Source organism: Pigmentiphaga sp. H8, from assembly GCF_003854895.1.
Taxonomy (GTDB): domain Bacteria; phylum Pseudomonadota; class Gammaproteobacteria; order Burkholderiales; family Burkholderiaceae_B; genus Pigmentiphaga.
This window is the reverse complement of the sequence record NZ_CP033966.1, coordinates 5,135,187-5,153,710: the sequence shown is the minus strand read 5'-3', so window position 1 is coordinate 5,153,710 and position 18,524 is coordinate 5,135,187. Positions and strand designations below refer to the sequence as shown.

The window sequence follows — 18,524 nt, the reverse complement described above, 5'->3', positions numbered from 1 at the left end:
TGTGATGCGCACGAAACCCGCGCCTCCCTATCCGTTGTCGCGCGACTTCCGGATCCAGGTGACTGAGCTGAGGCCGGCCTTTGACGGTCTCAAGAGTCCCGAGTGCATCCTGTCGAACCAGGAGGGTACGTTCCTGATGTCGGACCGGCGCGGGGGCTTCACGGTGATCGGGCCGGACGGCCGCGCCCAACTGGTTCGCGGTGTTACGTCGACCGGCGGCGCGCTGCATGCCAACGGGATTGCGCTGCGCGGCAACGGCAGGGTGCTGGTCGCCCACCTGGGCGACACGGATGGCGGTGTCTACGAACTGGGCGTCCGCGGGCCGGCCGTGCCCATCGTTACGCAGTTGGAAGGCCGGCCGCTGCCGCCGACCAATTTCGTGCTGGAGGATGCCTCCGGCACCGTGTGGTTCACGGTCAGCACCCGCCTGATTCCGCGCATGCAGGCCTGGTACCCGGACGTCGCGGACGGCTATATCGCGGTGCATGATGCCAGAGGCACCCGGATCGTGGCTGACCGCCTGGGCTACGCGAACGAGTTGGCGTTCTCGCCGGACGGGCAGTTCGTATACATCAACGAAACCCACGCACGGCGCCTGACGCGGTTTCGCCTGCTGCCCGGTCCGGAGCTTGCCGATCGCGAGACGGTATGCAGCTTTGCCCCTGGCGACCAGCCCGATGGCGTGTGCTTCGATGCGTTCGGCGGCGTTTGGGTCACATGCATCGTCAGCAACAAGGTCTATGTCGTGCGTCCCGATGGTGAATGCCAACTCGTACTTGCCGACACGGACGACGCTCACGTGCGGCGCTACGTGCGCGATTTGCAGGAGCGGCGCTTGCAGCGCGACAGCATCTGGACCTGTGGCGAGAGCGCGCTCGGAAATGTGTCCAGCCTGTGTTTCGCAGGACCCGATCGCAAGACTGTCTACCTCGGCTCTCTGCTGGGCGAGCGCGTCCTGCGCTTCGACAGTCCCGTGCCTGGAATGGTGCCGCTGCACTGGAGCCGGCGCTTCGCGTCGGGTCCCGCTCCCGACCTGCGGTAGGTCTGGTAAGCGAAGTAGGCCGTGCGCGCCCCGATCTTTTTTTGGAGAAATCCGATGCCACGTCTTTCTCAGTTTTTTCTTGCATTCCTTACGGCCGTCGGCGCGTTGATCCCAGGTGCCAGCCGAGCCGAGCAGGCCTGGCCCCAAGGCACCATCCGCGTTATCGTGCCCTTCGCGCCCGGCGGGTTGACCGATGTGATCGGGCGTACGCTGGCCAACGAGTTGGGGCAGTCGCTGAAGGTGCCAGTGATCGTCGAGAACAAGTCTGGCGCGTTCGGCCTGGTCGGCACCGAGTATGTGGCGCTTGCCAAACCGGACGGCAACACGCTGCTCGTCGGTGGCGGCATCGTCGCGCTGGCGGATGCCCTGTACCCGAAGCTGCGCTTTGATCCACGCAAAGACCTGACGCCGGTCTCCATGATCGAGCGCAACGGGCTGTTGCTGGTCGCGACGAACGCCGACGAACAAATGCGAAACGCCAAGCTGGCGGATCTGCTTACCGCAGCGCGAGAGCGTCCGGCGAGTCTCGCGGTGGCCAGCTTCGGTTCGGGCAGCATCAGCCACATGGCGCTCGAAGCACTCGAGTCCAGTCAGCGCGTGGACTTGCTGCACGTTCCCTATCGCGGTACGGCGCCGGCCATGCCGCACTTGATCGGCGGCCAGGTTCCGCTGATGTTCGACAACAGCGTGACGGCGCTCCCCCAGGTCCGGGCGGGTAAGATCCGCGCGCTCGCGTACACAGGCAGTCAGCGGCTGCCCCAGTTGCCGGACGTGCCGACGTTCCTGGAGCTTGGGATGCCCGAGATGAATGTCTACAACTTCTTTGGCTTGTATGTGCCGTCGGGCACTCCGGCGGCCATCGTCGAACGCCTGAATGCCGAGGCCAACCGGATCTTCAGCGCGCCGCAGGTGATCGCCAAGTTCGCCGAGATGGGCGCCGAACTGCATCCTGGTTCGGCGGCGGATTTCGCGCGGTTCCTGGAGGGAGAGCGTTCCCGCTGGGGAAGCCTGATCCGGACGCGGGGGATCCGGCCCGAATGATGACGAGGGTGCCGGCGTCGGTAGGGCGGTCTACACGCTGAAGCCTGGAGCAAGACATCACGCCCCAAGCCGCAGCAGCCGCCTGGCGTTCCCGCTTTCGATCGCCGTGCGGTCCTCCGGCGGCAATGCGAGCCTGTCCATCTGCTCTGCCGCATGCCGCAACGGGAACCGATCGTAGTCGCTGCCGAACAGGATCTGGCTGACGGGAACCCGACTCATGAGCAGCGCCATCTGTTCCGGCGAATAGGCCTGCGCGCACTCGAAATACAAGCGGCGGAACTCGGCGGTGATGCCTTCGGGAAACAGTTCGGCCATGCGCTCCGGTCCCACCTTGACCCAGCCCGAGAAGCCTTCCAGGCGCGCGATCAACGGAGTGAAGGCGCCTCCACCGTGGCAGAACACGAACTTGATGCGCGGGTGCTTGCGTAGTGTTCCGGTCACCATCAGGTGCAGGATCGTCCGGGCCGTGTCGAAGGGATATTCCAGCCAGGCATCGCTCAGGTGCGGCGCCTGGTAGTCGAGGATGCCGCAGTCGCAGGCGCCCGCCCATCCTTGCGGATGCACGAACACCACGGCCTCGCGGCGATCCAGCTCGTTCCAGACAGGTTCGAAGGCGGCGTCTCCCAACCACGAGCGCGCGTAATGGGTGATCAGGCCGATGCCGTTCGCTTTCAACACGTCGAGTGAGTATTCGATCTCGCGCAGCGCGCCGTCCACATCCGTCAGCGGGGGCGGCGATGCGAACAGGCCGAAACGCTTGTGCCGTCCCTGGACGATCTTCGCGCCGAACTCGTTGAGCATGCGGGCGCGATCGCGCGCCGCCTGCACCGTCTCGGCGGCGACCGGCCCGGGCCACCCCATCGCCATTGCCACGCCCGCCGCGTCCATCTCGCCGATCGCCTTCTCGGGTGTCCAGTCAGGCTGGCCGCGCCCGCCCGACGCGTTGAAATGATGGTGCACGTCGATCTTGCCGGACGCGGTCGTGTCCTTCTGCTCAAGTGCGCTCATGATTACTCCTTGGGAATGACCCCACTGGCCACGAGCGCCTTGTTGCTCTCGGATTCCGCACGGATCAATTTCGCCATCGCATCCGCGGTCCCGACGCGCACCTCCATGCCTTGCTCGGAGATACGTTCGCGAACGGCAGGCTTGTCCATCGCCTTCAGCAGATCGGACTCGACGCGGCGCGCCACCGCGGGCGGAATGGCGGCCGGCGCGACGATGCCGAACCAGTTTTTCAGGTCGAACCCCGGATAGCCGAGTTCGGCCGCGGTCGGGACGTCGGGCAGAATGCTGGCGCGCGTGCTGGTGCTGACAGCCAATGGAATCAGCTTGCCTTGCCGGATGAGCGGATAGGCTCCGGAAATGCCGGACCACATCGCGTTCACCTGGTTACCCGCCAGGTCCACCAGCGGCGACTTGTTGCCGTAAGGTACGTGCAGGAGTCGGATGCCCGCCATCTGCTGCAGCCGGAGCATCGACCGGTTGTGCACCGATGCAGGTCCTTGCGACGCATAAGTCAACCCATCCGGAGCCGCCTTGGCCTTCGCGACGAAATCCTTGAGGGTGCGCACACCCAGTTGAGGCGGCACGACAAGAACGACAGCTGCATCGACCGCCTGGGCGATCGGCTTGAGGTCGGCCATCGGCCGGAACGGCAGCTTGTCGTTGACGTAGGGCAGCATGGTCAGCAGGGAGTCGGACGCCAGCAGGAGCGTAGTCCCGTCGGCCGGCGCACGCACGACCTGGCTTGCCCCGACCACGCCATTGGCACCGGGCCGGGATTCGACGATCACCGCCGTGCCACCGCGGACTTCTTCCAGGCTCTGCGCGATGGTGCGCCCCAGGAGATCGGGCACCGATCCCGGAGGGCCGGTCACCACCAGCTTCACGGGCTGGGTCGCGTAGGCATCGTTCGGCGCGGGCTGTGCCACGGCCGCTAATGCGGCCAGCGCGGAACACGCGCCCATGGCCATCTTGAAGATCGGTGTCATCCATGTCTCCGGGGTTTTTTTAGAGGTGATCGGCGGGCCGGACAGGCCGGACGCGTCAAGCGCGCCAGCGCGGAAACAGCTGCGCTGCGTTTCCCGAGCGCAGTTGCTGTTTGCGGTCCTCGGACCAAGGCAGTGCGGCAATGCCGCGCGCCGCGGTGGTCATCTGGTCCTTGGGGCCGAATGGGTAGTCGCTGCCGAACAGCAGACGGTCCATCCCGACCTCGGCGACGAGCGCATCGAGCGTGGTCGGCGACAAGGACAAGGCGCAATCGAAATACAGTTTGCGCAGCTCCGCCGAGAACCCTTGCGGGATTCGCTCCCGCAAGGCGGGCTTGTTGGTGGTGAGCAGCTCGACCCGCCCCGCCAGGTAGGGAATGGCGCCCCCCGCGTGCGAGAAGATCCAGCGGATGCGGGGATAGCGGGTCAAGACGCCGGCAAGCACGATGTCGGCCACCGCGCGGGTGGTGTCGAACGGAAATTCGAGCGTCGACGGCGACAGGCCGGCGACCAGCTGCATGCTGGCCGGCGCCGTGGGATGGACGAACACCACCGCGCCGCGTCGATCCAGTTCCTCGTACAGGGGATCGTAGAGGGCGGATCCGAGGTAGTGCCCGCCGTGATGGGTCAGCACGCACACGCCATCCGCGCCCAGGCGGTCGAAGCCATGCTCCACCTCGCGCAGGCTGGCGTCGATATCCGGCAACGGCAGCGCGGCGAAGAAGCCGAACCGCCCCGGGTGGTCGGCGCCGATCTGCGCGGCCAGCTCGTTGCACCAGCGTGCCAGCGCGGCGGCCGGTGCTGCGGCCAGCGGAGCGAAGCCGGGCGCCGAGATGGAGTTGATGGCCGTGCGGATGCCCGCCGCATCCATGCCCTGGAGGGCGCCTTCCACGCTCCAGGGCGGCAAGCGCGTCGATGAACCTTGCGCGGTGATGTAGGCCTCTCCAACTTCCTGGACGTACCGGGCAGGGAGGATGTGCTGATGGACGTCGATCATGTTGAGGTCTATGCCTGGAGCCGAGTCGGTTCAACTAGGCATCTTTTGAGTTTCTAATTATGAGATTATTGCATCAATAATTTTGATTTTTCAAGAAAAAATATCTAAATTTGATATTTCATTGATTTGGTCGGGGCCGATGCGGTGAGCAGACGCATGGGCTACGGGGTCTCTGGACGAGAGCGCAGGACGAGCCGGGTCCCGCAGGACGGGACGGTCTGCGTGCAGGGCACCTGATCTGGAAAGATGTCGCGGCTCGGCCGGGGCCGGGCGAACCGCCGTTACGCCGGTGTCTCTACCGCGGCGGCCTCGTCCGCTGTCCTCGGCGACTGGGCGAGGCGGCCGGAGATCTCGCGCGCACGCTCCATCACCAGGTTGCCGAGCCGGTCCGTGTCCAGGAATTCGCCGTGCGGGAGTTGCAGGAGAAGAGTCAAGGCGCCCGCCACCCCGCCCTCGGCGTTGAAGAGGGGGGCCGCCACGCCGGCTACGTCGCTGTCGACCTCGCCTTTCGAGACATAGAAGCCGCGCTGGCGGATGGTTCGGAAGTATTTGCTGAATTCGGGCCAGTCCTGCCCCAGCGCCTGCACGTCCGGCTCGTTCCCGTGGTCGTCGAAGAGCCGCTTCAATCTGGCCGACCCCAGGTGCGCGAGAACGACCTTGGACGCGGCGCCGCGAAACGGCGGCAGCGCGCGGCCTCTGCCGAAGCTGGCGGAGACGTGCGCGCGATGTTCGTCCTGATGGATGTTCACCACCTTGTCGCCGAAGACGCCCGACAGCATGGCCGAGCATTGGGTTTCTTCGGTCAGCCGGGCCATGACATCACGTGCGGCAAGCAGCAGCGGGTCCGATCGCCGGCTGCGGTAGTCCAGTTCCATGATCCGGGCACCGATCGCGTAACGGCCCGACAACCGCGATACCAGGCCCGTTTCGGTAAGCCATCTCAGGTAACGAAAGGCGGTGGGTCGAGAAACCGCCAGCAGATCGCTGACCTCCTCGGCACTCAATGTGGTTCGCTCCTCGGTGAAGAGGTCGAGCACGTCGAAGACTTTCTGGAACTGGGACATGGCCGCAGTTTACTTGAGGCTCATGGGCTCAGTCGGACTAAGGGTTAAGTATTGAAATTTGATACTAAAAGTCTTTTTGTTTTAAATTTACAATGATAGTATCTATTTTTGATACTTAATGGCAGTAAGTCTACCCATGACGCAGCCTACCCATGCCGCCCCCGCCACAGGGGATAGCGACCTGCATCGGATCCCGCCGCTCGGAGCCGACCTGTTGGCAACCCATCCTTTCACCCCTCCGCCGGAACTCGGCGGCCGGGGGGCACCGCATCCACACCCCGTCGGGATCGTCGGTGCCGGGCCCGTCGGACTCACGCTGGCGCTGACGCTGGCGCGTGCGGGCGTGCGATCCGTGGTGCTCGAGAACGACGATCGCGTCTGCGGCGGCAGCCGCGCCCTGGGCCTGTCACGGCGGACGCTGGAAATCTGGGACGCCTTGGGGGCGGCTGAGCCGGTGGTGGCGTCCGGCAAGCAGTGGAACGGCGGGCGCAGCTTCTTCGCCGGGCGGACCATCCTGCAGTTCGAGATGCCCGACGACCCCGCGATACGGCATCGTCCGATGCTCAACCTGCAACAGTGCTACTCCGAGCACTTCCTGGTGTCCAGGGCAGCGATGTCGCCACTGATCGATCTGCGCTGGCAGAGCCGCTTCACGGGTCTGCACCAGGAAGGCGACACGGTTCGGCTCGAGGTCGAGACGCCGCAGGGTAGCTACGCGTTGCAGGCGAGCCATGTCGCCGCTTGCGATGGGGCACGCAGCGCCGTGCGAGCGGCCATGGGGCTCAAGCTGGAGGGGACCTCCTACGAAGCGGATTACGTCATCGCCGATATCGAGATGGATACCGATGCCCCGACCGAGCGGCGCTGCTGGTTCGACCCCCCTTCCAATCCGGGGCTGAGCGTGTTGATGCATGGCCAGCCGGGTGGAGTCTGGCGCCTGGACTATCAACTGGGCGCGGGAGAAGATCCGAAGGGTGCCGTCGAGCCCGCACGTGTGCGACGACGCATCCAGGAACACCTGGACTACATCGGAGAGAACGCCGCATGGCGTCTCGAGGATGTGAGTCACTATCGCGTTCACAGCCGTTCGCTGCGCAGCTTCCGTCACGGCCGCGTGCTGTTTGCCGGCGACGCGGCCCATCTCATGCCCATCTTCGGCATCCGCGGCCTGAATTCGGGCGTCGAGGACGCGTGGAATCTCGGTGTCAAACTGGCGCAGGTGGTGCAGGCCACGGCCCCGGAGGCGTTGCTGGACGTGTATTCGCAGGAGCGGCTTGCGGTCTTCGAAGAGAATGCGGCGGCGGCGAACCGCAACGCTGCCTTCATGACGCCGCCTTCGGCGGGCATGCGGCAGGCTCGGGACGCGGCCCTTGTACTGGCGCTTGGCGATACGCCCCTGCAGGACCTGCTCAATCCGCGGCAGGCCGCCTGCGTGCCGCTGCGGCAGTCTCCCCTGTCCACGCCGGATTGCGACGAATGGAAGGGCGGACCCGCTCCGGGCGAAGTGCTTCCCGATCTGCAGTTGCCCACGCTGCCGCAAGGCCATCTGCTGGCGGCGATCTCGACCCGTCCGTGCGCGATATGGTTTCGGGATGCGGCCGGCACTGGTCTGACCGAGGCAGCGCTGCAACGACTCGGCCTGGACGTCATCGTCGTCACGCAGCACGCGCCGCCTGCGGGCGGCGAAGGGGTTCACCCTGACGGAACATTGCGTGACCGGATGGCGGCCGATCCCGGCACCCTGTATCTGGTCCGGCCGGACCACAACATCGCGGCGCGTTGGAAACGGCCGGACCTTCGCAGCGTGCGAGAGGCGGTGAATCGCCTCGTCCTGGCCAAGATACCGAACCAGGAGTCGACATTGCCGCAGCCTGCGCTCAGCGCGGCCGAGCGGGTGTACAACAGCTTGGGCGAGCTGCTGGACCGTGCGTCGAACAAGCTGGAAACACTTGCGGCCCTGGCGCTGCGGCTAGGCGCGGACTTGGGCGACGCCGCGGTCTTCGAGCGGGCGGTGCAGGCGGTCGAGACCGCACAGGATGCGCGCCAGCGCGCGCGGCCTGCGCCGGGCGCGTCACACTGATTCACGCCGCCATCGTGGCCGGCTCACTCACGCCACCGGGCCCTTCCAATTCCAGGAAGCGCTGCGCGTCGAGCGCGGCCATGCAGCCGCTTCCCGCGCTGGTGATGGCTTGGCGGTAGATGTCATCCTGGACGTCGCCGGCCGCGAATACGCCGGCGATGCTCGTCATGGTGGCGAACCCATGCCGGGATGTGCCGGTCACGACATAGCCGTTGCGGGTTTCGAGCTGGCCGCGAACGATGTCGGTGTTGGGATGGTGGCCGATGGCGATGAAGCAGCCTTTCAAGGCCAGTTCCTGTATCTTGCCATTGACGGTGCTTTTGATGCGCACGCCCGTCACGCCGCTCTCGTCTCCCAGGATTTCGTCGACGGTCTGGAAGAGCTGAAGGCGGATCTTTCCGCTCGCCGCTTTCTCAAGCAGCTTGTCGACCAGGATGGGCTCGGCCCTGAATTTGTCCCGGCGATGGATGAGCGTTACCGTGCGGGCGATGCCGGACAGGTAGAGGGCCTCTTCCACGGCGGCATTGCCTCCGCCCACCACGCACACATCCTCGCCCTTGTAGAAGAATCCATCGCAGGTTGCGCAAGCCGATACGCCGCGGCCGGCAAACGCCTGCTCGGAGGGCAAGCCGAGGTATTTCGCCGATGCGCCGGTTGCAAGGATCAGCGCGTCGCAGGTGTAGGCGCCGTTGTCGCCGTGCAGGGTGAAGGGGCGGCTTCCCAGTTCGACGCCATGGATATGGTCGTAGGCCATGGTGGTTCCGAAGCGTTCGGCGTGCGTCAGGAAGCGCTGCATCAGTTCCGGCCCCTGCACGCCGGCGTGGTCGGCCGGCCAATTGTCCACGTCCGTGGTGGTCATTAACTGGCCGCCGGGGGACATGCCGGTAATGACCATCGGCCGAAGGTTCGCGCGGGCCGCGTAGACGGCTGCCGTGTAGCCGGCGGGGCCAGCCCCCAGGATGATGACGGGGGCATGTCTTTTTTCCATGGCGTGTCTCGGTTGGTGAGGGGGCTTCCCGGGTCACTTCAGGGCGTTGGCGGCGCCCGAGATCCGGACGAGTTCCGCGGATTTCCTGATTTCGGAATGGAGGAACTGGTCGAATTTCGTATCCGTCAGAGAGGAGGGCGCTGCGCCCTGGGCGGCAAGCTTCTCCTTCACGTCCTGCGACTGCAGGGCTTTCTGGATATCGGAGGCGAGGCGTTCGATGACCGGTTTCGGGGTTGCCGCGGGCGCGACCAGGCCATACCAGAAGTCGTACTGAAATCCGGGCAATCCCGATTCCGCGACGGTGGGCGTGTTGGGAAGCGCGGGCGAACGTGCCGCGGTGCTGACCGCCAGGGCCTTGACCTTGCCCGTGTTGACCAGCGGCAGGGTGGCGCCCAGCGGAGCGAAAAAGTACTGGACGTTGCCGCCCATGAGATCGGTCAAGGCTTCGGGCGTGCCCTTGTAGGGGACGTGGGTCGCTTCGACCTTGGCATCGAGATTGAAGAGTTCGGTGGCCATGTGGCCGGCACTGCCTACGCCGGGCGAGGCGTAGTTGTATTTGCCCGGATTGGCCTTGAGCAGCGCAATCAGTTCCGACACGTTCGTGGCCGGCACGCCTGGGGAGGTGACCAGCACGCTGGGCACGACCGCGACCAGGCTGACGCCCCGGAAATCCTTGGCGGTGTCGAAGCGCAGCTTGTCATACAGGGCCGGGTTGATGGCGTGCCCATTGGCCGTCATCAGCAGCGTATAGCCGTCGGGCGCGGCGGCGGCCACGAACGCTGCCGCCAGCGTGCCGCCGGCGCCCGGCCGATTTTCCACGATCACCGGCTGCCCCAGGCTCTGGCCCAGCTTCTCGCCGACCAGGCGGGCCAGAATGTCGACCTGGCTTCCGGCGGATAGCGTCACGACGATTCGTACGGGGCGCGACGGATAGGTGTCCTGCGCCGATGCGGTGCCTGCGGACAGGCCTGCAACGGCAAGAAGCGGAATGAAGCTGCGGCGGAACGGCGACATGGTGGCGACCTCTTCAAGGTTGGCTGGGGGATTCCGCTCCTGAAGCCAGTTCAGGGTGGTCCAGCAGGTCGTGCACTCGCTCGACGTGGCGGTGCACTTCTTCGACGGCATCGTCGATCCGTTCGGCCGTCAGCAGGTCGACGATGCGCCGATGTTGGGCAAGTGCGTCATGGACCCGCTGGCGGCGGGCGGGCAGGCGATGGCGCAGCACGCGCACCTGGTCGGAGATTTGCCGATAGGCCGCGACCAGCCGGGAGTTGCCGCACATCGCCACCATCGTTTCGTGGAACTGGGTGTCGAAGGTCTCGATCATGCGGAAGTCGCCCGCTTCGATGGCGAACGCCATGTGCGCGACAGCCTTGTTCAGTTCCATCACCAGGGACGTCAGGCCGGCAGCCGCCGCGACACGCAGGGCGCCGGCTTCGAGCAGCCCGCGCATCTGGCAGATCTCGGCGATGTCTTTCGGCGAGGGATCGAACACATAGGTGCCGCGTTGCGGATAGCTCACGACCAGGCCCGCGGACCGCAACTCCAGAAGCGCCTCGCGCACGGGCGTACGGCTTATCTGATATTCCAGTGCCAGTTCCTTGTCGGACAGCATCTGCCCCAGCCCGAGTTCGCCGCTGACGATGCGGGCGCGTATCAAATCCGCCAATTTTCCCTGTTGAGAGGCCGGCGGAGTGGCGGTGGAAGTCGTGTCGGATATGGTCATGGGGCGGTGCTTGTTGACGTCTGGTGGATGTGAATCTAGTATATCAGTTGGAAGCCGTCAATACGTGATTTTGCGAAACAACAGGTACTGAGCAGGTGCCATCCGAGGAGTCGCCATGTCTGACATATCAGAAGCCAAGCATTTTGCACACGAGGCCGTGGAGGACGGCTACGTTCTTTTCGTCAAGGAGGCCTGCGAGACCTGCGCCATGTTGCGCCCGGTATATCAGCAGCTCCTCTCCGCAGGGTTCAACCTGAAGGTCTTCGTACAGGACGATCCGGCGTTCTACGAAGGGCTTGCGCCCATCGACGACACCCGCCTGGAGTCCTCGTTCCGGTACGACGTGGAAACCGTGCCGACCCTGATCAAGGTCGAAGGCGGCAGGGAGGTCGGACGCGAATTCGGCTGGCAGCGCGATGCGTGGCAGGCGCTGACGGGCCAGCCGGACCTGGGGGGAAGCCTTCCCGCGTGGCAACCGGGGTGCGGCTCCAAGAGCCGCGAGCCGGGCGTGTACGAGCATCTGGTCGAAGCCTTCGGCGATCCCGGGCTGCAGGCGCGCCGCATCGAGGTGGACCACTGGGACGATCCGGTCGAGCGCTGCTACGACCGGGGCTGGAGCGATGGCTTGCCCGTGGTGCCGCCGACCGACGCACGCATCCTGCGCATGTTGTCCGGGACCTCGCGCCGGCCGGATGAAATCGTGGGGCTGGTGCCGCCCAACCTCGCGCCCTGCAGCGTTGAAAAAGTCGCCATCAACGCGGTCCTGGCCGGCTGCAAGCCCGAGTACATGCCCGTGCTCCTGGCCGCGCTGGAGACCGCGCTGGAGCCCGTCTTCACCATGCACGGCCTGCTGTGCACCACGTGCTTCTCCGGCCCCATCGTGGTGGTCAACGGCCCGATCGCCAAGCGCATCGGTATGAACTGGGGCATCAATGCCCTGGGCCAGGGCAATCGCGCCAACGCCACCATCGGCCGGGCCCTGCAACTGATCATCCGCAACGTCGGCGGCGGGATTCCCGGCGAGCTGGACCGCTCCACGCTGGGTGGCCCGGGCAAGTACACGTTCTGCTTCGCGGAAGACGAGACCGATCCCAGCTGGGAACCGCTGTCCGTCGCGCGCGGCATCGCGCCGGGCAAGAGCGCCGTGACCCTGTTCCAGGGCGACGGCATCCAGGGCTTCATCGACCAGCGTTCGCGCACGCCGGAGGAACTGACCCGTTCGTTCGCGTCCGCGCTGGTGGCCGTCGGCCATCCGAAACTGGCCCAGTTCACCAACGCCATGCTGGTGCTGTCGGCCGAGCACTACGAGATCTACAGGAAGGCCGGCTGGGACCGCCAGCGCATCACGGCCGAACTGCACGCCGCCTGCGTGCGTCCCGCCGAAGACCTGGTGCAGGGCGCCCACGGCATCGGCGAAGGCATCCATCCGAGCCGCAAGGACGAAGGCGGCGTACCGAAGTTCTGGGACGACGGCCTGCTCATTGTCCGGGCCGGGGGCCAGGCGGGCCTGTTCTCCGCCATTCTCTGCGGGTGGACCGGCGGCCGTTTCCGCGACGAGTCGCAACCCGTCACCCGTGAAATCAAGGAGTAAATGCCATGTACGAAAGCGTTCTGCGGGACCCTACCCCCGAATTGGCGTCCCTGCTGCGGCCTCGCAAGGCCCCGCCCGCGTCGCTGGAAGGCAAGACCGTCGCCTTGATGGATATCGGCAAGATGCGCGGCGACGAATTCATCGACCGGCTGGAGCAGCTTTTTGCCAGCGTGGGCGTGGCCACCCACCGCTACAAGAAGCCGACCAATACCCGCACCGCGCCGGTGCCGATGATTCAGGATATCGCCCAGAACTGCGACCTCGTGGTCATCGCGCTGTCCGATTGCGGCTCCTGCACCTCGTGCAGCACGCATGACCTGAACGACCTGGATCAGCGGGGGCTGCCGGGGGTAAGCGTGCTGACGACCGAGTTCCGCGATGCCTTTGCCAAGCAATGCGCGGCAATCGGCTTCGAAGGGGCGTCGCTTTATGTGCCGCATCCCATGCAGAACCGCACGACCGCGGAACTGCACGGCCTGGCGGAAGAATCGTTCGAAAGCATTCTTGCCAGCCTGACCGCTAGTGCCTAAAGCCGCATGCTGGCGGGCGCGGAAGCTGACTTTGCCCGCCTGCGCGATATCCGCTTGCGCCGCCAGACCAGGACGCCCGTCACGCTCAGCATGGCGACCACCAGCCCCGCCACCGAAACGAGCGCCTGAAGCGGCCAGCCCCATCTCGCGGCCATGTGCAGGCCGGCCAGCCAACTGGTGATCGTGTCGCCGCCGGCGGCGCCGGTGGGAAGCCAGGCCAGGCGCAGCTCGCCCGTGTTGCCATCGAAGGCGACGAGGGTGCGGCCCACGCGCTCGCGCACGTCCAGGCTGCTGCGCACGTAGTAGCTGAACAGCGCGCGCCGCGGGTCGTAGTACAGCAGATCTTCGCGCAGCACGGAGAATCCCCCTGACGAGGCCTGCTGTTCCATCAGCAGCCGGCCGGTCTCCAGTGCCTGGTGCCAGCTCAGGCCGGGCTGATCCTGCGGCACGGCCCGCATCGGCAATGAGCGCGTGGTGGCCTGGAACGACAGGCCGGCGCGTGCCATGACCGTGTCGTACGCCGGTGCCAGGTTGAACGCCACGCTGCTCCACGCGAGAACGAAGAGCATGGCCCAGATCCAGAGGCCGCCCGACCGATGCAGGTCGAACGTGAGCTTGTAGCTGCCGCCATGCCAGCGTACCCACCAGGAAGGCATCCATCGCCGCAGCCAGGACTTGCCGGCCGTGCCGCCGGTCCGCCGCTGCGAGGCCACGGCGGCGGGCAGGGTCAGCCACAGGCCGATGAAGCAGTCCACCGTCCAGAGCAGCGCCGCGGCGCCCAGCATCAGCGTGCCAGCCAGGTCCAGCGCCAGCGAATGATGCAGGCGATAGATGAAGGGCATGACGTACCGGGCCCCAAGTGCGGCTTGCCCGAGCACACGATCGCCCAGTACCTGCCCGGTATAGGGCTGGACCAGCACCTGCGCCACCGGCGAGGCCGGCTTGCCGGTGTCGCCGGGAGCGGGCGCGACAAAGAACACCGCCGATCGGCCTGGAGGCTGGCTTAGCGGTACATGGTTGACCTGCCGCTGCGGGTAGGCCTGCACCACCCGCGCACGCAAGGCCAGGGCATCCAGCGGCTGCGCGGCGCCAGGAGACGGGGGCGCCGTCAGCAAGCTCGGTGCGAGCAAGGCATCCAGTTCGTCGTACCAGGCCAACAGCGCACCGGTCAGGCCCGCGACCAGCAGGAAGCCCGCGGTCGCCAGTCCGATCCAGCGGTGCAGCCGCCCGATCACCGGCCGTAGACGCACGTCGGGCTCAGAAGTCGATCGTGGCCGAGAGGTAGACCGTGCGCGGCGCCGACAGTACGATGCCGCCGGAGCCCGCGCTGCCTTCCCAATAGCTGCTGTTGGTCAGGTTCAGCACGTTCGCGCGCAGGGTGACGGGGTACCCAAGCGCCCTTGTCCGGTAGCGCGCGCCGGCGTCCCAGCGGGTCCAGCCGGGCAGCCGCAAGGTGTTCGCGGCATTGACGTATTGCTTGCCAGTGGCCAGCACGCGCGTGGTCAGCGTCAGGCCGGGCAGGAAGGGGGCGTCCCACTCCAGGCCGACGTTGGCGATCCAGCGCGGCGCCACGATGGCGTCCTTGCCGTCGTTGGTGCCGCCCTGCGTGCGCATCTGCTTGGCCTGCAGGTATGTCATGCCTCCCAGCAGCCGCACGCCGCGCGCCAGTTCGCCGAAGGCGCTGAATTCCACGCCGCGGTTGCGCTGCTCGCCATCCATCACGTAGCGATAGGCCAGCGGCGTGCTGCCGGGCACGGTGATCGCGTTGGGCTGCCTGAGTTCGAACAGGGACACCGTACCGATCACGCGTCCGAAATCCATTTTGGCGCCCAGTTCCTTCTGCCGGGTCTTCACGGGGGGAAAGATCTCCCCGCTGTTCTCGGCATCGGCCGGTGCCGTGGTGCCGGGACTCAGTCCTTCTATGTAGTTGGCGTACAGCGAGACGTTGTTCCAGGGTTTGACGACCAGACCGACAGCGGGCGAATTGACCGTGCGTTCGTAACCCGACGTGCGCGGATTGACCGGTGCGGTGGCCGCATAGTTGTCCACGGTGATCTTCTGCCGGCGCACGCCCAGAACGAGACGCACCGTGTCGTCGTTCCAGGAAATGCTGTCGGAGATGCCCACCGACGACAATTGCGTCTCGGAGGCCTTGCGGGTGTCGAGAAAGCCTGCGAACGGCGCGCCCGTACGCAGCGGGTCCGGGATCGTGGCGGGCGCGTACAGGTTGGAAGCGACGCCCGCCCACTGCGCAAAGCCATAGCCGGCCGTGGTGTCCAGGGAGGATGCCGCCACATTGAGTTCATGTAGCGCGTTCAGCGCCTCGAACTTCATCCGGGCGCCCGCCAGGAACGATTTGGATTTTGACGTTTCCGGATAATTGACGGGCGACGTGGCGAGATCACCCGCCGGGTTGAGGATGCGCGACTCGGTGCGGTAGTTGCTGTGCCGGTGGTCGCGCGCGCCCACGGCGCCGTAGACCATCAGCGCGGACGACACGTCGAACTCCGCCTGCGCGACCTGGTAGTCGTCCACATACTTGCGGCGTTCCCAGTCCTGGGCGAAGCGCGCCCCGGTCTTCGGTGCGGCGGGCACGGCCGTGAGCGCGGGAGCCAGGCGATAGCCCACGGACGCGGCGCGCGCGTCGTCGGACTGGTACCCGAGATCCAGCGAGGCACGAAGCCGCTCGCCCCGGTAGTCCAGGCCCACCGATGCCGCTCCCAGCTTGACCGATTGTCCCGACGTCGCGGTGTCTCCGCTGCGATAGACCCCATTGGCTCGCACGCCGAACTGGTTCTGTTCGCCGAAGCGCCGGCCCAGGTCCACATGCGTTCCCCAGAGCGAATCGGAGGCATAGCTGGCCGTCAGCCGCGTGATGGGGGCATCGGTCGCCCGCTTGGGCACCACGTTGATGGCCCCGCCCACGCCGCCACTGGGGGCCATGCCCGTCAACAGTGCGCTCGGACCCTTGAGCACCTCCACCCGCTCTATCGTTTCCAGCGACAGCGTGCCATAGGGCAGTACGCCATACAGGCCGTTGAGCGAAATATCGCGGTTGCCCAGCCCAAAGCCGCGCAGGAAGAAGTTGTCGCCGCCGCCGACGCTGGTATTGCGTCCGCGTGAACTCATGCGCACGGCAGGGTCGTTGTCCAGTACATCGGCCAGCGTGGCCGATTGCTGGTTCTGCATCAGCTCGCTGGTATAGCTAGCCACGTTGAAGGGCGTATCCATCACGTCCTGGTTGCCCAACAGGCCCAGTCGGCTGCCGCGCGCGACCTGTCCACCGGCGTAGGGCGGGGGAAGCTCGGCCTCGGACTCGCTGCGGGCCGTCACGGTGATGGTCGGCAGCGTCGTATCGCTGGTCGACGGTTGGAGAGGGGCGGCGCGCAGGACATAGCCACCACCGGCCGTGGCCACCGCCTCCAGCCCCGAGCCGGCCAGCAGGTGCGCCAGGCCGTCACGCACGCCGAAATTGCCCGACAGGCCCCGGCTGGTCTTGCCGGCCGTAAGCGCGCCGTCGATCGACAGCGTGATGCCGGCCGTGGCGGCGAAGCGATTGAGTGTCTGGTCCAGCGTGCCCGCGGGAATCTCGTGCCGCAGTACCGTATCGCCTCGCGCCGCGGCCTGAGCCCGGGTGGCGAGGGGGTGCGCCAGGCTGCCCGCCGCCAGGCAGAGCATCAGCGCGGCGCGTGTCAGCGGCGTACGCGGGAATGGGGACGAAGTATTGGATCGGCTGCGGGTGCGCGAAGGCATGGTCTTCCTTTCCGTGGGTTGCGCGGCGCCTCGTATTTGCGCGAGGGCCTTTCCTGATATCCCGGACGAAAAGGAAAAAGTGCTACGGCAACTGAAAGAAAAATCCGGCCCGGCCCGGAAGGCGCGTGTGCCGGCACGGTCTCTAGCCCGCCCGCGCGCGTACGGTTACCCAGTATCGCGTCACGCTGTCGATACGCACCGGCAGCGCATGGGCCAGGGTTGACAGGGCCAGATCGGTATCGTCGAGCGGGTACACGCCGGAGACGACCAGGTCCTGCACGGCCGGATCACAGCGCAGCACGCCGTTGCGATAGCGGCCCAGCTCGGCCAGGAAGTCCCGCAGCCGCATGCGTTCGGCAACCAGCAGACCACGTGTCCAGGCGGGATCTCCGGGAATGGAGGCCGTCGGCGGTTCCACCGCCGCCTCGGAGAACCAGGTACGCTGCCCCGCTTCAAGCCGTACCGGACCAGCGGAGGCCAGACGCGGCTGGACCCGCACCGCGCCTTCGTCCACCGACACCATCGATTTCCCGTCGGACAGCCGCACCGCGAACCGCGTGCCGATCGCTTGTACGGCGCCATGCCGCGTATGCACGGAGAACGGACGAGGGGGCAGTCCCTGGGCGCCGCGCGGGTCCGGCGCGGTCGCGATGAAGACCTCGCCCGCGCGCAGGAGCACGTCGCGCGCTTGCGCGGTGAATCGCAGGTCGATCGCAGTGTCGGTGTCGAGCACCAGGCGCGTGCCGTCGGGCAGCAGCAAGTTCTGGCGCTCGCCGCGGCGCGTGCGATGTTCGGCCAGCATCGATTGGACCGGCGGTGCGTTTCGAGCCGTGTAAACGGCCACGCCGGCCGCCGTGAACAATCCCATGGCTCGCAGCAGGGTGCGGCGGGTGCCGGTTCGGCGAGCCGCATCCGCCGCGCGCAGCGCCTCGCCTTCCACTGGTCCGGTCAGCGACCGGACGCGCTGGCCGGTGCGTTGCACCTGGTTCCAGGCCCGCGCATGTCCAGGGTCCTGCGCCAGCCAACGGTCGAAGGCGGCGCGTTCGCGCGGCGTGATTTCGCCCGACCAGAATGTCACCTGCCATTCCAGCGCCCGCTGCACCGCGGATTCGGAGACGCCGGAAGACTCCGGGGCCGGTGAAGCATGCGCGGCACTCACCGCCCGTTCACCCCTTCCGAGGCCAGCATGGCCGCGTGCAGCGATTGGGCCGTCCGCAGCATGTATTTGCGCACCGTGGCGAATGAAATGCCCAGGGTTTGGGCGATCTGGGAATAGGTCAGTCCATCGAGTTGCGACAGCAGGAACGCTTGGCGCACCTTGGCCGGCAGGGCACCCAGCACGCGGTCCACCAGCAACAGGTCCTCGATGGTCAGCGCCCGCTGCTCAGCCGACGGCGTCTGCGCCTGGGGCAGGTGCGACAGGGCGTCCAGGTAGGCGGCCTCCACCAGGCGGCGGCGGTGAAGGTCGATCACCAGGCCTTTGGCGACCTGTGTCAGGTGGGCGCGCGACTGCTCGGCTTCCGGTGTCCTCCCCGTCAGCAGAATGCGCAGGAAGGTGTCATGCGCCAGATCGGCCGCATCCCCCGCGTGGCCCACGCGCCGGCGCAGCCAGCCCTGCAGCCAGCCGTGGTGGTCGCTGTACAGGGCGTGGAATTTGAGGGTGGTGTCGCCGGAGGACATGTGGGCCCGCGCGGTTGCGGAGGAAATTGATGAGAACGATT

The 18,524-nt window shown here is 66.5% G+C and carries 16 protein-coding genes; 5 read left to right on the top strand and 11 right to left on the bottom strand.

Translation table 11 applies throughout. The annotated features are described in order from the left end of the window. Positions 1 to 4: 4 nt before the first annotated feature. Together EGT29_RS24255 and EGT29_RS24250 are read left to right on the top strand one after the other, a co-directional pair. Complete coding sequence (locus tag EGT29_RS24255) at positions 5 to 1,042, top strand: SMP-30/gluconolactonase/LRE family protein (RefSeq protein ID WP_124691393.1); 1,038 nt, start codon at positions 5 to 7, stop codon at positions 1,040 to 1,042. Positions 1,043 to 1,096: 54 nt separating this feature from the next. Further along, positions 1,097 to 2,083, top strand: a complete 987-nt coding sequence (locus tag EGT29_RS24250) for a tripartite tricarboxylate transporter substrate binding protein (RefSeq protein ID WP_124691392.1) — start codon at positions 1,097 to 1,099, stop codon at positions 2,081 to 2,083. Positions 2,084 to 2,140: 57 nt separating this feature from the next. Here the strand turns inward: EGT29_RS24250 and EGT29_RS24245 are convergent, their stop codons facing one another. The 4 genes from EGT29_RS24245 to EGT29_RS24230 form a co-directional block, all read right to left on the bottom strand. Beyond that, positions 2,141 to 3,091 carry an amidohydrolase family protein gene (locus EGT29_RS24245; RefSeq protein WP_124691391.1) on the bottom strand — a complete coding sequence of 317 codons (951 nt, stop codon included), beginning with the start codon at positions 3,089 to 3,091 and terminating at the stop codon, positions 2,141 to 2,143. A 2-nt stretch (positions 3,092 to 3,093) separates the two neighbouring features. Beyond that, positions 3,094 to 4,077 carry a tripartite tricarboxylate transporter substrate binding protein gene (locus EGT29_RS24240; RefSeq protein ID WP_124691390.1) on the bottom strand — a complete coding sequence of 328 codons (984 nt, stop codon included), beginning with the start codon at positions 4,075 to 4,077 and terminating at the stop codon, positions 3,094 to 3,096. A gap of 55 nt (positions 4,078 to 4,132) precedes the next feature. Further along, positions 4,133 to 5,071 carry an amidohydrolase family protein gene (locus EGT29_RS24235; RefSeq protein WP_124691389.1) on the bottom strand — a complete coding sequence of 313 codons (939 nt, stop codon included), beginning with the start codon at positions 5,069 to 5,071 and terminating at the stop codon, positions 4,133 to 4,135. 281 nt (positions 5,072 to 5,352) lie between these two features. Continuing rightward, entirely contained in the window at positions 5,353 to 6,135 is a 783-nt protein-coding gene (locus tag EGT29_RS24230; RefSeq protein ID WP_124691388.1) for an IclR family transcriptional regulator, read from the bottom strand. A gap of 136 nt (positions 6,136 to 6,271) precedes the next feature. On the opposite strand from EGT29_RS24230, the gene EGT29_RS24225 reads away from it, so the two are divergent. Beyond that, on the top strand, positions 6,272 to 8,215 hold the full coding sequence (locus tag EGT29_RS24225) for an FAD-dependent monooxygenase (protein WP_161567951.1): 1,944 nt from the start codon (positions 6,272 to 6,274) through the stop codon (positions 8,213 to 8,215). A gap of 1 nt (position 8,216) precedes the next feature. Here EGT29_RS24225 and trxB read toward each other — a convergent pair whose 3' ends face one another. From trxB to EGT29_RS24210, 3 genes are read right to left on the bottom strand one after another with little or no spacing between them, the layout of a single operon-like run. After that, the gene (gene trxB, locus EGT29_RS24220; RefSeq protein ID WP_124691386.1) at positions 8,217 to 9,203 is read right to left on the bottom strand and encodes a thioredoxin-disulfide reductase; all 987 of its coding nucleotides are present in this window, start codon (positions 9,201 to 9,203) and stop codon (positions 8,217 to 8,219) included. A gap of 33 nt (positions 9,204 to 9,236) precedes the next feature. Continuing rightward, the gene (locus EGT29_RS24215) at positions 9,237 to 10,217 is read right to left on the bottom strand and encodes a tripartite tricarboxylate transporter substrate binding protein (protein ID WP_124691385.1); all 981 of its coding nucleotides are present in this window, start codon (positions 10,215 to 10,217) and stop codon (positions 9,237 to 9,239) included. Positions 10,218 to 10,230: 13 nt separating this feature from the next. Next, positions 10,231 to 10,929 (bottom strand): GntR family transcriptional regulator, encoded by a 699-nt coding sequence (locus EGT29_RS24210; protein WP_124691384.1) that lies wholly within the window; start codon positions 10,927 to 10,929, stop codon positions 10,231 to 10,233. Positions 10,930 to 11,044: 115 nt separating this feature from the next. Between EGT29_RS24210 and EGT29_RS24205 the strand changes: the two genes are divergently transcribed. Continuing rightward, positions 11,045 to 12,520, top strand: a complete 1,476-nt coding sequence (locus EGT29_RS24205) for a thioredoxin family protein (protein WP_124691383.1) — start codon at positions 11,045 to 11,047, stop codon at positions 12,518 to 12,520. 5 nt (positions 12,521 to 12,525) lie between these two features. Then, entirely contained in the window at positions 12,526 to 13,050 is a 525-nt protein-coding gene (locus tag EGT29_RS24200) for a hypothetical protein (protein WP_124691382.1), read from the top strand. On the opposite strand, the gene EGT29_RS24195 is transcribed toward EGT29_RS24200, so the two are convergent. The 4 genes from EGT29_RS24195 to EGT29_RS24180 all read right to left on the bottom strand — a co-directional run bounded on the left by EGT29_RS24195 (position 13,047) and on the right by EGT29_RS24180 (position 18,483). Further along, complete coding sequence (locus EGT29_RS24195; protein ID WP_161567950.1) at positions 13,047 to 14,300, bottom strand: PepSY domain-containing protein; 1,254 nt, start codon at positions 14,298 to 14,300, stop codon at positions 13,047 to 13,049. The two genes, EGT29_RS24200 and EGT29_RS24195, sit on opposite strands and share 4 nt — an antisense overlap. Positions 14,301 to 14,307: 7 nt before the next feature. Further along, the gene (locus EGT29_RS24190; RefSeq protein WP_124691380.1) at positions 14,308 to 16,803 is read right to left on the bottom strand and encodes a TonB-dependent receptor; all 2,496 of its coding nucleotides are present in this window, start codon (positions 16,801 to 16,803) and stop codon (positions 14,308 to 14,310) included. 142 nt (positions 16,804 to 16,945) lie between these two features. Continuing rightward, positions 16,946 to 17,905, bottom strand: a complete 960-nt coding sequence (locus tag EGT29_RS24185; RefSeq protein ID WP_255465736.1) for a FecR domain-containing protein — start codon at positions 17,903 to 17,905, stop codon at positions 16,946 to 16,948. Positions 17,906 to 17,958: 53 nt separating this feature from the next. Continuing rightward, on the bottom strand, positions 17,959 to 18,483 hold the full coding sequence (locus tag EGT29_RS24180) for a sigma-70 family RNA polymerase sigma factor (protein ID WP_124691378.1): 525 nt from the start codon (positions 18,481 to 18,483) through the stop codon (positions 17,959 to 17,961). Between the last annotated feature and the right edge of the window lie 41 nt (positions 18,484 to 18,524).